This is a genomic window from Actinokineospora sp. NPDC004072, assembly GCF_053604195.1.
In genome coordinates this window covers 115,690-128,142 of record NZ_JBSGHB010000011.1, presented here as the reverse complement: position 1 = coordinate 128,142, position 12,453 = coordinate 115,690, and the positions used below count along the sequence as shown (strand labels likewise).

The 12,453-nt window shown below is 75.3% G+C and carries 12 protein-coding genes; 9 read left to right on the top strand and 3 right to left on the bottom strand.

Annotated features, from left to right (window positions below; all coding sequences use genetic code 11):
* The first annotated feature begins 31 nt into the window (after window positions 1–31).
* Both purN and purH read left to right on the top strand, forming a co-directional pair.
* Window positions 32–628 (top strand): phosphoribosylglycinamide formyltransferase, encoded by a 597-nt coding sequence (purN, locus tag ACWEPX_RS18685; RefSeq protein WP_451898452.1) that lies wholly within the window; start codon window positions 32–34, stop codon window positions 626–628.
* Window positions 625–2,178 carry a bifunctional phosphoribosylaminoimidazolecarboxamide formyltransferase/IMP cyclohydrolase gene (gene purH, locus ACWEPX_RS18680; RefSeq protein ID WP_451898451.1) on the top strand — a complete coding sequence of 518 codons (1,554 nt, stop codon included), beginning with the start codon at window positions 625–627 and terminating at the stop codon, window positions 2,176–2,178. The genes purN and purH overlap by 4 nt, the downstream gene beginning before the upstream one ends.
* 1,528 nt (window positions 2,179–3,706) lie before the next feature.
* Here purH and ACWEPX_RS18675 read toward each other — a convergent pair.
* Entirely contained in the window at window positions 3,707–3,898 is a 192-nt protein-coding gene (locus tag ACWEPX_RS18675; protein ID WP_451898450.1) for a hypothetical protein, read from the bottom strand.
* Between ACWEPX_RS18675 and ACWEPX_RS18670 the strand changes: the two genes are divergently transcribed.
* The 6 genes from ACWEPX_RS18670 (at window position 3,888) to ACWEPX_RS18645 (ending at window position 11,460) form a co-directional block, all read left to right on the top strand.
* A complete protein-coding gene (locus ACWEPX_RS18670) occupies window positions 3,888–4,280 on the top strand; it encodes a hypothetical protein (RefSeq protein WP_451898449.1) in 393 nt (130 codons plus the stop codon). The two genes, ACWEPX_RS18675 and ACWEPX_RS18670, sit on opposite strands and share 11 nt — an antisense overlap.
* Window positions 4,277–5,149, top strand: coding sequence for a DUF1028 domain-containing protein (locus ACWEPX_RS18665; protein ID WP_451898448.1), 873 nt, complete (start codon window positions 4,277–4,279; stop codon window positions 5,147–5,149). Before ACWEPX_RS18670 ends, ACWEPX_RS18665 begins: the two co-directional genes overlap by 4 nt.
* Before the next feature lie 101 nt (window positions 5,150–5,250).
* Entirely contained in the window at window positions 5,251–6,780 is a 1,530-nt protein-coding gene (locus ACWEPX_RS18660) for a DNA polymerase Y family protein (RefSeq protein ID WP_451898593.1), read from the top strand.
* Window positions 6,781–6,923: 143 nt separating this feature from the next.
* Window positions 6,924–10,214 (top strand): error-prone DNA polymerase, encoded by a 3,291-nt coding sequence (locus ACWEPX_RS18655; protein ID WP_451898447.1) that lies wholly within the window; start codon window positions 6,924–6,926, stop codon window positions 10,212–10,214.
* Between the two features lie 10 nt (window positions 10,215–10,224).
* Window positions 10,225–10,863, top strand: coding sequence for an HAD family hydrolase (locus tag ACWEPX_RS18650; protein WP_451898446.1), 639 nt, complete (start codon window positions 10,225–10,227; stop codon window positions 10,861–10,863).
* A 12-nt stretch (window positions 10,864–10,875) separates the two neighbouring features.
* A complete protein-coding gene (locus ACWEPX_RS18645; RefSeq protein WP_451898445.1) occupies window positions 10,876–11,460 on the top strand; it encodes a pentapeptide repeat-containing protein in 585 nt (194 codons plus the stop codon).
* Here ACWEPX_RS18645 and ACWEPX_RS18640 read toward each other — a convergent pair.
* Window positions 11,457–11,645 carry a hypothetical protein gene (locus ACWEPX_RS18640; RefSeq protein WP_451898444.1) on the bottom strand — a complete coding sequence of 63 codons (189 nt, stop codon included), beginning with the start codon at window positions 11,643–11,645 and terminating at the stop codon, window positions 11,457–11,459. The two genes, ACWEPX_RS18645 and ACWEPX_RS18640, sit on opposite strands and share 4 nt — an antisense overlap.
* Window positions 11,646–11,753: 108 nt before the next feature.
* On the opposite strand from ACWEPX_RS18640, the gene ACWEPX_RS18635 reads away from it, so the two are divergent.
* Window positions 11,754–11,945, top strand: a complete 192-nt coding sequence (locus ACWEPX_RS18635) for a hypothetical protein (protein ID WP_451898592.1) — start codon at window positions 11,754–11,756, stop codon at window positions 11,943–11,945.
* A gap of 2 nt (window positions 11,946–11,947) precedes the next feature.
* On the opposite strand, the gene ACWEPX_RS18630 is transcribed toward ACWEPX_RS18635, so the two are convergent.
* Window positions 11,948–12,453, bottom strand: a 506-nt coding sequence (locus ACWEPX_RS18630) for a TNT domain-containing protein (protein WP_451898443.1), incomplete at its 5' end; no start/stop codon positions are given.

Sequence of the window (12,453 nt, the reverse complement as noted above, 5' to 3'; positions counted from 1 at the left end):
GGAGACCACGCTGAGCGTCCACCGCCCGCCCATGCCCGATGCCCGGGTCGTCGTCCTGGTGTCGGGGTCGGGCACCCTCCTGCAGGCCCTGCTCGACGCCGACCTGCCCGCCCGGATCGTGGCCGTGGGGGCCGACCGCACGGGCATCGCGGGCCTGGAGCGCGCCGCGGCGGCGGGCGTGCCGACCTTCGCCGTGCGGCTGCGCGACCACCCCGACCGCGACGCCTGGGACGCCGCGCTGGCCGACGCCGTCGCCGCGCACGAGCCCGACCTGGTCGTCTCCGCGGGCTTCATGAAGATCCTCGGCCCGGCCTTCCTGGCCCGCTTCGGCGGGCGGATCGTCAACACCCACCCGGCGCTGCTGCCCGCGTTCCCGGGCGCGCACGCGGTCGCCGACGCGCTGGCCCACGGGGTCCGGGTCACCGGCAGCACGGTGCACCTGGTCGACGGCGGCGTCGACACCGGCCCGATCATCGCCCAGGAGGCCGTCCCGGTCGGCCCCGACGACGACGAGGCCGCGCTGCACGAACGCATCAAGGTGGTGGAGCGGCGGCTCCTGGTCGACGTGGTGGCCAGGATGGCCCGCGACGGCTACACCGTGGACGGACGAAAGGTGAGCATCCCGTGACCGAGCCCCGCAAGGCCGTGCGCCGCGCGCTGATCGGCGTGTCCGACAAGTCCGGCGTCCTGGAGCTGGCGACCGGCCTGCACGCGGCGGGCGTGGAGATCGTCTCGACCGGCGGCACCGCGCGGACGCTGGCCGACGCCGGGGTCCCGGTGACCCCGGTCGAGCAGGTCACCGGCTTCCCGGAGTCCTTCGACGGCCGGGTGAAGACCCTGCACCCGCGGGTGCACGCGGGCCTGCTCGCCGACACCACCAACCCCGCGCACGTCGCCCAGCTCGCCGAGCTGGACATCGCGCCGTTCGACCTGCTGGTGGTCAACCTCTACCCGTTCGTGAAGACGGTCGCGTCGGGGGCGTCGGCGCAGGAGTGCGTCGAGCAGATCGACATCGGCGGGCCCGCGATGGTGCGCGCCGCGGCGAAGAACCACGCCAGCGTGGCCGTGGTGGTCGATCCGCAGCGCTACTCCTGGGTGCTGGCCGAGATCGCCGCGGGTGGGTTCACCCTGGCCGGCCGGCGCGCGCTGGCCGTGGCCGCCTACCGGCACACCGCCGCCTACGACGTCGCGGTGGCCTCCTGGATGGGCGCGGAGTTCGGGGCCGAGGAGTTCCCGGAGTGGACCGGGGCGTCGTGGAGCCGCCGGTCGGTGCTGCGGTACGGGGAGAACCCGCACCAGCGGGCAGCGCTGTACGCGCGCAACGACGGCGCGGCCGGGCTGGCGACGGCCACCCAGCTGCACGGCAAGGAGATGTCGTACAACAACTACATCGACGCCGACGCCGCGTGGCGCGCCGCCTTCGACCATGCCGACCCGTGCGTGGCGATCATCAAGCACGCCAACCCGTGCGGCATCGCGGTGTCCGCTGTGGACATCGCCGACGCCCACCGCAAGGCCAACGCCTGCGACCCGACCAGCGCCTTCGGCGGGATCGTCGCGGCCAACCGCGAGGTGAGCCTGGCGATGGCCGAGCAGGTGGCCGACATCTTCACCGAGGTCGTGGTGGCCCCGGCGTACGCCGACGGCGCGGTCGAGGTGCTGTCGCGGAAGAAGAACCTGCGCATCCTGCTCGCCGAGCCGCCCGTGCGCGGCGGGGTGGAGATGCGCCCGGTGTCCGGCGGGCTGCTCGTGCAGACCGCCGACACCATCGCCGCCGACGGCGACGACCCGGCGAAGTGGACGCTGGCCACCGGCGCCCCGCTGGACGCCGACGGCCTGGCCGACCTGGCCTTCGCCTGGCGCGCCTGCCGCGCGGTGAAGTCCAACGCGATCCTGCTGGCCTCCGGCGGCGCGACCGTCGGCGTCGGCATGGGCCAGGTCAACCGGGTCGACGCGGCCCGGCTGGCGGTGTCCAGGGCGGGCGAGCGGGCCGCGGGCTCGGTGGCGGCCTCGGATGCGTTCTTCCCGTTCCCGGACGGCCTCGAGGTGCTGCTGGAGGCGGGCGTGCGCGCCGTCGTCCAGCCCGGCGGCTCGGTCCGCGACGCCGAGGTGATCGCCGCGGCCGAGGCGGCAGGCGTGACGATGTACCTCACCGGGACGCGCCACTTCGCCCACTGATTTCCGGGTTGACACCGGTCCGGGGCCGGGTAGTCTCAGTGGTGTCGAACAGGTGTTCGACCCAGCGGGGCCGACGGAGTCGAGGCCGGACGCCCCGGACGCCTGAACTCGGCGGCGTCCCGCGTATGAGCGGTACGCGGGCCGCCGCCGCCCAAGGTGTCGCCGTGGGGCAAGCCGATCGCCTTCGAGCGCGGGGAAGTATTCGAGGGCGATCGGCGCCTCTTCGGCTCCCAGAAACTGAGTGATACTCACTGATGTTCGCTGGACTGGGGTGTTCCAGCACGCGGGTGGTGCTCGACGCGGGGTAGGTGATCGCCATGTCCGAACGACGGCGCGTCGGCAGCCCCCCGCCGCCCCCGGACATGGCCACCTTGCGCGCCATCGCCGCAGGCCACCTGACGAAACGCGGCGGAAACCCCGCTCTCGCCGAGCCGACAAGCGCGAACTCCGCACCCGCGATCGAACCCCCCACCGACCCGAGCGGACGCCCTGCGTGTGGGGCTGAGGCGCCCGCGGGTAATGGCCGCTCCGGGGGCACGACTGAGCGGCCTACGGCTGCGCCTGGACGGTCCACCGGTGATCCGTCTGCGGGTGCCTCGGTGGACGTGAGTGGCCGCTCCGCGGGCATGGCTGGCCAGTCCGCCGAGGTGCGTGATCCGTCTTCGGGTGTGACTGGCAGGTCGGCGGGGTTAACTGGTCGCTCTGCGGGCGTGAGTGGGCGGACCGCGGGCGGTTCTGCGGGCGCGGCTGGGTGGTCTGCCGGGGCAAGTGGGCCGTCTTCGGGTGTGCCGGCGGAGGTGAGTGGCCGGTCTGCGGGGGAACCGTCGGGGGGAAGCGGTCGACCTGCGGGCGTGCGTGGCGGGCCTGTTGGTGTGGTTGGGCGGTCCGCCGAGGTGGGTGGGCCGGCTGCGGCTCCCTCGGCGGGGGTGAGTGGGCGGTCTGCGGGCGTCCCTGGGCGTCCGACCGGGATGGGTGGCCCGTCTGCGGGTGTGTCAGCGGGCGTGAATGGCCCGTCTGCGGGGGAGTCGGCGAGGGCGGGTGGTCGGCCTGCGGGGATGGTCGGGCGGCCTGCCGCGGTGAGTGATTCGTCTGCCGATGTGTCGTCGGCTGTGGGTGGCGGGTCTGTTGGGGAATCGGCGGGGGGCCGCTCTGCGGGCGTGAGTGGGCGGTTTGCAGGCGTGGCTGGGCGTCCGGCCAGGGTGGGTGGGTCGTCTGCGGGTGGTTCGGCTGGCGCGGTGGCGGGGGTGCGTGGGTCGACTGCGGGCGCCTCGGCTGGCGCGGTGGCTGGGGTGGGTGGGCAGGCTGCGGGTGGTTCGGCGGGCGTGGCGGTTGGGGGGAGTGGGTCGGCTGCGGGTGGGAGTGGTCGGGTTGCTGGCGTCGCTGGGCGGGCTGCCGGGGGGAGTGGGCGGGCTGTGGAGTTGGGCGTGTGGCGGGGTGGGCGGGGGGAGGGGGGAGTGCTCCGGGCTGTGGTCGGGGGCGGGGTGCCGGTGGGTGGTGCCGAGCCCATCGCGGTGCCTGGGGGGCTTCCTCAGGCGCCGGAGGTGTTGCCGGTGCCGGAGGAGTTGGCGCCCTTGTTCCCCTGGGGCGGGTTGCGCCGCGGGGCGACGGTCGGGGTTCGGGGGTCGCGGGCGTTGTTGGTGGCGTTGTTGGGTGGGGCGGTGGCTGAGGGGGCTTGGGCGGCGGTGGTCGGGTTGCCTGATCTGGGGGTGGTGGCGGCCACCGAGAGCGGGGTGCCCGTGGAGCGGTTGGCGCTGGTGCCGCGGCCGGGGATGGATCTGGTGCGGGTCGTGGCGGCGTTGTTGGACGGGTTCGAGGTGGTGGCCGTGGCAGGGGAGGTGCGGGAGGCGGATGCGCGGCGGCTGTCGGCGCGGGCGCGGAGCCGGGGGTCGGTGCTGCTGGCCTTCGGCCGGTGGCCGGGGGTCGAGGTGGAGCTGACCTGCACCCGCGGCCGCTGGTACGGGCTGGGCCACGGCGACGGCGCGCTCCGCGAGCGGGAGGTCGAGATCCACGCCCGGGGCCGGGGCGCGGCCACCCGGCCCGTCCGCCTCGGCGTCACCCTGCCCCGGGCGGTGACCGGCGGGCCCGCTACACATGCCCCATGACCTATTCGATCCTGGCCAGGGACGAGGCGACCGGCTGCCTCGGGGTGGCGGTGCAGAGCGGGGTGCTGGCGGTGGGCACCCGGGTCATCGCCGGGCGGTCCGGGGTCGGGGTGGTGGCGGTGCAGGCGGGCTCGGAGCTGACCTGGCGGACGATGCTGCTGGACCTGCTGGCCTCCGGGATGACCGCCGCCCAGGCCGTCGCCGCCCTCGCCACGCTGCCGGGCGCCGCGGAGGCCCAGTTCGCCGCCGTGGGCGTCGACGGGGACGCCGCCGCCCACACCGGTCCCGACTGCATCCCCCACGCCGGGCACGCCTGCCGCGGCCCGATGAGCGCCCAGGGCAACATGCTGGCCTCCCCGACCACGTGGACCGCCATGCTCGACGCCGCCGCGGGCCCGCTCGCCGAGCGCCTGGTGGCGGGCCTGGCCGCGGCCGAGGCCGAGGGCGGCGACATCCGCGGGCCGCAGTCGGCCGCCCTCCTCGTCGTGGGGCCGCAGCCGGGCGCCCAGTCGACCGGCTACGCCGACGATCCGGTCATCGACCTGAGGGTGGACGACTCGCGCGACCCGGTCGGCGAGCTCGCCCGGCTGCTGCGCGTCGCGCGGGCCCACCGCCACCTCATCGCCGCGCACACCACCGGCGACCCCGACGAGCTGCGCGCCGCCGTCGCCCTGGCCCCCGACGACCCGTCCGCGCTGCGCTCGGCGGGCATCACCCTGGCCCTGCGCGGCTTCGCCGACGAGGCGCGGCCGCTGCTCGCGCGGGCCTTCGAGCTGGAACCGCTGGCCCGCCGCTGGGCCAGGGCCGCCGCCGAGCGCGCCCGCGCCGAGGGCAACCCGCACGGGGACACCCTGCTCGGGTGGTTGTGAGCACCTGAGCTTGACTCCGGTTCGCCGTCGAACGTATGTTCGGCTGGCGTTGTCCGGCGGCTCCCCACGGCGGACCCGGCCCGAGCTGGGGAGATGTCGTGCTGCTCGTCGTGTGGTGTCCTGATTGGCCGGTCGTGGCGGGCAGCGCCGCGGCCGGGGTGGGCATCGACGCGCCTGCCGCCGTCGTGGCCGCCAACCGGGTCGTCGCCTGCAACGGGGCCGCGCGGGCCGAGGGGATCGAGGTCGGGCTGCGGCGGCGGGAGGCGCAGGGCCGCTGCCCCGAGCTGGTCGTGCTGCCCGACGACCCCGACCGCGACGCGCGGCGCTTCGAGCCGGTCGTCGCGGCCGTCGAGGAGCTGGCGGTCGGGGTCGAGGTGGTGCGCCCGGGCGTGGTCGCCGTGCCCGCCAAGGGGCCGGTGGGCTACTTCGGCTCCGCCGAGGCCGCCGCCGAGCGGCTGATCGACCACGTCGCCGCCCGCGCCGACGCCGAGTGCCTGGTCGGCATGGCCGACGGGCTCTTCGCCGCCACGCTGGCCGCCCGGCGCGGCCTGCTGGTCACCGACACCCCCGCCTTCCTGGCGCCCATGAGCATCCGCGAGCTGGACTCGCCCGACCTGGTCGACCTGCTGCGCCGCATGGGCATCCGCACCCTCGGCGCGTTCGCCAAGCTGGACGCGCGCGACGTGGCCACCCGCTTCGGCGCGGCGGCCGTCCACGCCCACCAGCTCGCCGCGGGCCGCGAGCAGCGCCCCCTGGCCCGCCGCACCCCGCCAGCCGACCTGGCCGTCACCGCCCACCCCGACCCGCCGGTCGACCGGGTGGACGCGGCGGCCTTCCTCGCCCGCACCCTCGCCGAACGCCTGCACACCGGCCTGGCCGCGCACGGTCTGGCCTGCACGCGCCTGGGCATCCACGCCGCCACCGCCACCGGGGCCGAGCTGGCCAGGGTCTGGCGCTGCGCCGAGCCGCTGACCCCCGCGGGCATCGCCGACCGGCTGCGCTGGCAGCTCGACGGCTGGCTCAGCGGCCCGAGCAGGCCCGACGCCCCGATCACCGCGCTGCGCCTGGACCCGGTCGAGGTGGTCGACGGCCGCGCGCTGCAGCTGGGCCTGTGGCAGGGCGCCCACGACGAGCACGCCGAGCGCGCGGCCCGGGCGATGGTGCACGTGCAGGGCCTGCTGGGCCCCGACGGCGTGCTCGTCCCGGTGCCCTCCGGCGGACGAGGCCCCGCCGACCGCGTCCACCTGGTGCCCTGGGGCGACGACCGCACCCCGCCCGCCCCGCCGGACCGGCCCTGGCCCGGCGCGCTGCCCGCCCCGTCGCCCACCACCGTGCCGGTGCGCCCGCTGCCCGTCGTGCTCCGCGACGCCGAGGGGGCCGAGGTCGCGGTGACCGGCCGGTTCCGGCTCACCGCCGACCCGGCCGAGCTGGTCGTCGGGCGCCACCCGCCGCGCCGGGTGCTGGCCTGGTCGGGGCCGTGGCCGGTCGACGAGCGCTGGTGGGACCCGCAGGGCAGGCGGCGCGCCCGGCTGCAGGTCGTGCTCGCCGAGGGCGCCGAGGCCGACAACCAGGCCGCGCTGCTGCTGAGCCGGGAGGACGAGGAATGGACCGTGGAGGGGATTTACGGGTGACGGACGACGACGACTGGATCGACCTGCTCGACCTCGCCGAGCTGATCCCGCAGCCGCGCGGGCCGCTGCCGGAATCCTGATCGCGCCCGGGGTGGCCCGCCCCACGGGCCACCCCGGGCCGACTCCCGAGAAGGACACCCCAGATGGGCTGGAACAACCCGCCGGTGCGGTGGTCGGAGCTGGAGCGCATCCTCTCCGGCCGCCCGCCGGAGACCGGCGACGGCGGCGACAGCCCGGCGTGGACCCGCAAGCGCGAGCGCTACCTGCCCACCGGCGGCGCCGGGCACCCCGGCCCGACCGACCAGCCCGACGGCGACGCCCGCGTCCCCTACGCCGAGCTGCACTGCCACTCCAACTTCAGCTTCCTCGACGGCGCCAGCCACCCCGAGGAGCTGGTCGAGGCCGCCGCCCTGCTCGGCCTCGACGCCATCGCCATCACCGACCACGACGGCCTCTACGGCGTGGTGCGCTTCGCCGAGGCCGCGCGCGAGCTGGGCGTGCGCACGGTGTTCGGCGCGGAGCTGAGCCTGGGCCTGACCGAGCCGCAGGCGGGCAAGGCCGACCCCGGCGGCGAGCACCTGCTGCTGCTCGCCGACGGCCAGGACGGCTACCACCGGCTCTCCCGCGTCCTCACCACCGCCCACCTGGCGGGCGGGGAGAAGGGCAAGCCCAGCTACGACCTGGCCGACGTCGTCGAGCAGACCCGCGACCACTGCGTCGTGCTCACCGGCTGCCGCAAGGGCGCGGTCCGGCAAGCGCTTGCGCAGGCGGGTCCGCAGGCCGCTTTCGAGGCGCTGGGCCACCTCGTGGCCGCCTACGGCAAGGACCGCGTCTTCGTCGAGCTGACCGACCACGGCTACCCCGGCGACTCCGCCCGCAACGACCTGCTCGCCGGGATGGCCGCCGACCTCGGCCTGCCCACGGTGGCCACCAACGCCGTGCACTACGCCCACCCGCAGCGCGGCCGCCTCGCCGCCGCGGTCGCCGCCGTGCGCGCCCGGCGCAGCCTCGACGACCTCGCGGGCTGGCTGCCGCCCGCGCCCACCGCGCACCTGCGCACCGGCGAGGAGATGCTGGCCCGCTTCGCCCGCTACCCCGGCGCGGTGCAGCGCGCGGCCGTGATCGGCGTGCAGTTGTCCTTCGACCTGAAGCTGCTGGCCCCCAAGCTGCCCCCGTTCGACGTCCCCGCCGGGCACACCGAGGCCAGCTACCTGGCCGAGCTGACCTACCGCGGCGCCGCCCGCGTCTACGGCTCGGCCGCCGAGCGCCCGCGCGCCTACGCCCAGCTCGCCCACGAGCTGCGCGTGATCACCGAGCTGGGCTTCCCCGGCTACTTCCTGGTCGTGCACGACATCGTGCGGTTCTGCCGGGACAACGACATCCTCTGCCAGGGCCGCGGCTCGGCGGCCAACTCCGCGGTGTGCTTCGCCCTGGGCATCACCCGGGTCGACGCGGTGCGCTGGGAGCTGCTGTTCGAGCGGTTCCTCGCCCCCGCCCGCGACGGGCCGCCGGACATCGACATCGACATCGAGTCCGACCGGCGCGAGGAGGTCATCCAGTACGTCTACCGCAAGCACGGGAGGCGCCACGCCGCCCAGGTCGCCAACGTCATCACCTACCGCGCCAAGTCCGCGGTGCGGGACATGGCCAAGGCGCTGGGCTACTCCCCGGGCCAGCAGGACGCCTGGAGCAAGCAGATCGACCGGTGGGGCCCGCTGACCGAGAGCGCGGGCGACACCCACCACGACATCCCGCAGCCGGTGCTGGAGCTGGCCGGGCAGCTGGAGGACTTCCCCCGGCACCTGGGCATCCACTCCGGCGGCATGGTGATCTGCGACCGCCCGGTCAGCGAGGTCTGCCCGGTCGAGCCCGCTCGCATGAAGGACCGCACGGTCCTGCAGTGGGACAAGGACGACTGCGCCGCCATCGACCTGGTGAAGTTCGACCTGCTGGGCCTGGGCATGCTCTCCGCGCTGCACTACGCCATCGACCTGGTCGCCGAGCACCACGGCGTGCGCGTCGACATGGGCGAGCTGGACCTGGCCGACCCGGCCGTCTACGACATGCTCTGCCGCGCCGACTCCGTCGGGGTGTTCCAGGTGGAGAGCCGCGCGCAGATGGCCACGCTGCCCCGGCTGCGCCCGCGGGAGTTCTACGACCTGGTGGTCGAGGTCGCGCTGATCCGGCCCGGCCCCATCCAAGGCGGGTCCGTGCACCCCTACATCCGGCGCAAGAACGGCAAGGAGCCGGTCACCTACGACCACCCGCTGCTGGAGAGGTCGCTGAGCAAGACCCTCGGCGTGCCGCTGTTCCAGGAGCAGCTCATGCAGATCGCCGTCGACGTCGCGGGCTTCACCCCCGCCGAGGCCGACGAGCTGCGCCGGGCGATGGGCGCCAAGCGCTCCACCGCGCGGATGGAGCGGCTGCGCGAGCGCTTCCACACCGGCGCAGCCCGCCGCGGCGTCGCCCCCGAGCTGGCCGCCCGGATCTACGAGAAGCTGCTGGCCTTCGCCAACTTCGGCTTCCCGGAGAGCCACGCGCTCAGCTTCGCCTACCTGGTCTTCGCCAGCGCGTGGTTCAAGCTGTACTACCCGGCCGCGTTCTGCGCCGCGCTGCTGCGCGCCCAGCCGATGGGCTTCTACTCGCCGCAGTCGCTGGTCGCCGACGCGCGCAGGCACGGGGTGCAGGTGCGCGGGCCGGACATCAACGCCAGCACCGCGCACGCCACCCTGGAGGACGGCGGCGCGGCCGTGCGGCTGGGACTGGGCTCGGTGCGCGGCATCGGCGTCGAGCTGGCCGAGCGGATCGCGGCCGGGCGCCCGTACGCCGACATGGTCGACCTGGCCCGGCGCGTGCAGCTGACCCGCCCGCAGATGGAGGCGCTGGCCACCGCGGGCGCCTTCGGCTGCTTCGGCCTGTCCCGGCGGGCGGCGCTGTGGGCGGCCGGGGCGGCGGCCGCCGAGCGCCCGGAGTTCCTGCCCGGCACCGCGGTCGGCGTGGCCGCGCCCGCCCTGCCCGGCATGGACGCCGTCGAGCTGGCCGTGGCCGACGTGTGGGCGACCGGGCTGTCCCCGGACAGCTTCCCCACCGAGTTCCTGCGCGCCCGGCTGGACCGCCTCGGCGCGCTGCGGGTCACCGCGGTGTCCGAAGTGGAGAGTGGAACCCGGGTGCTGGTCGGCGGCGCGGTCACCCACCGGCAGCGCCCGCAGACCGCGGGCGGGGTCACCTTCCTCAACCTGGAGGACGAAACGGGCATGATCAACGTGGTGTGCACCCCGGGTCTGTGGGCTCGGTATCGTCGGGTCGCGCGCACCAGCCCCGCGCTGCTGGTGCGCGGGGTGGTGACCAACGTCGACGGGGTGGTCAGCCTCACCGCCGACCGGTTGCAGCACCTGGACCTGCGCATCCCGGCCACGTCCCGGGATTTCCGCTGAGGGGGAGTGGATGGACGGCGTGATCTTCGACTGGCGCGGCACCCTGGCGACCACCCTGGACGGGGTCGACTGGGTGCGCGCCGCGCTGCGCCTGCTCGCCCGCGACGCATCGGCCGAGGAGATCTGGCAGCGCATCTCCGTCTTCGCCGACCTGCTCGACGGGCCCGGCGTCGACACCTCCCGGGCCGTGCACCACGCCGCCTACCACCGGGTGTTCGCCCAGGCGGGGCTGGACGGCGAGCTGGCCGAGGCGCTGTACGCGGTGGAGTCCGACCCGGCGCACAACCCCTTCGCCGTCGACGCCGCGCAGACGCTGCGCGCGGTCTCCGCGGCGGGCTGCCGGATCGCCGTGCTCAGCGACATCCACTTCGACCTGCGGCCGGTGTTCGCCGCCGCGGGCCTGGCCGACGTCGTCGACGCCTACGCCCTGTCCTACGAGCTGGGCGTGCAGAAGCCCGCGCCGGAGATCTTCCGGCACGCGCTCGCCGCGCTGGGCACCGCGCCGTCGGCGACGCTGATGGTCGGCGACCGGGCCCGGCCCGACGGCGGCGCGGTCGAGCTCGGCCTGCCGGTGCTGCTGCTGCCGCCGCTGCGGTCGGTGCAGGAGCGGCGGTTGCACCTGGTGGCGGCGCTTGTCGGGGCCGCGTGACAGGGTGGGGGCGTGGACGAGGACACCGACTACACCGACGCCGACTTCCACGGCCAGACCTGGACCGGTCGCCACTTCACCCGCTGCGACTTCACCGAGGCCGACCTGCGCGGGCTGGTCACCGAGAAGTGCGTGTTCACCGCGTGCGTTTTCACCCGCGTCGACCTGGGCGAGTCCACCCACCGCGGCTCGGCGTTCCGGTCGTGCTCCTTCGACCGCGCGACGCTGACCGACAGCTCGTTCACCGGGTGCAGCCTGATGGGCTCGACCTTCCTGGACTGCCGCTTCCGGCCCGTCACCATCCGCGACAGCGACCTGACCCTGGTGAGCCTGGCGGGCGCGGCCCTGCGCAAGACCGACCTGTCGGGCCTGCGGCTGCGCGAGGCCAACCTCATCGAGGCCGACCTGCGGGAGACCGACCTGCGCGGGGCCGACCTGACCGGCGCCCGGCTGCTCGGGACCGACCTCACCGACGCCGACCTGCGCGGGACCAGGCTCGACGCCGACGGCTGGGTCCAGGCGAAGCTGCGCGGCGCCCGCATCGACCTCGACGCCGCGGTCGTGTTCGCCGCCGCGCACGGGCTGCGGATCGGCTAGACGGGCGGGACGATGCCCGCCAGCGTGCCCTGCTCGCAGAACGGGCACGGGCGCGAGGTCTGCACGGTCCGGCCGACCCCGTTGACGACCGCGTGGACCGTCTGGACGGTGTAGCGGGCGCCGTGGCAGTTGTGGCAGAGGGTCTGGACGAGGGGTGGTACGTCTTCGGCGGGTTCGTCGGTCATCGGCGCCTCCCGAGCCCCCACCGTACGCCCCTCCCGCCGCGCCGGAAACGGCCGATCACCCGACGGGTACCGTGGGGGACCAGGTGCTTTCGCGCGGATAGGTCGGTGATGAAGGAAGAAGAGTTCGGCACGGTGCCCTCCGAGCTGCAGACGATCTGCCCGCTCTGCGGCGGCTCGGGCATGGTCGCCGACCCCAAGCTGGCCATCATCGGCGGCGTCCCCCGCACGGTGGACAACGGCCGCCCCTGCCCCACGTGCCGCAAGGACGGCCACTTCCCCGGCTTGATCCCGCCCGTCTGACCTCAGGTCCGCGCGGGCGGCTTGCGGTCGGGGATCTCCTCCAGCACCCCGCTGCTGATCAACTCGGCCACCGACTGCGGAAGCACGTACGCCGTCCCCCCACCCGGCTGGTCAAACCACGGAATCGCCGACCCGGTCAACGCCTCCGTCGGCCGAACGACCCGGTATGCCCGGTATGGCCGGTTTATCCAGTCAGGCACGAGCGACCGCCGATCGAACGGCGTGCCGACGGCGTAGGTGAGGTTGCCGGAGGGGTCGCCGAAGCGGTCCAACTCGGTGCCCTCGGGAAGCTGCGTGAGCTGCTTGCCACGGAACAAGGTCAAGGGCGGCTCGCCACGCAAGGGCTGGATCGGCCAGTCCTGCGGCCGTCGCTGCTGCCCCTCCGCCTGCTGTCCCTCTGCCTGCCGCCCGTCTGCCTGCCGCCCGTCTGCCTGCCGCCCGTCTGCCTGCCGCCCGTCTGCCTGCCGCCCGTCTGCCTGCCGCCCGTCTGCCTGCCGCCCGTCTGCCT

Coding starts and splice junctions, on each gene's coding strand:
- purN (WP_451898452.1), top strand. CDS start 32: ATGCCCGATGCCCGGGTCGTCGTCCTGGTGTCGGGGTCGGGCACCCTC.
- ACWEPX_RS18665 (WP_451898448.1), top strand. CDS start 4,277: ATGACCTATTCGATCCTGGCCAGGGACGAGGCGACCGGCTGCCTCGGG.
- ACWEPX_RS18655 (WP_451898447.1), top strand. CDS start 6,924: ATGGGCTGGAACAACCCGCCGGTGCGGTGGTCGGAGCTGGAGCGCATC.
- ACWEPX_RS18650 (WP_451898446.1), top strand. CDS start 10,225: ATGGACGGCGTGATCTTCGACTGGCGCGGCACCCTGGCGACCACCCTG.
- ACWEPX_RS18640 (WP_451898444.1), bottom strand. CDS start 11,645: ATGACCGACGAACCCGCCGAAGACGTACCACCCCTCGTCCAGACCCTC.
- ACWEPX_RS18635 (WP_451898592.1), top strand. CDS start 11,754: ATGAAGGAAGAAGAGTTCGGCACGGTGCCCTCCGAGCTGCAGACGATC.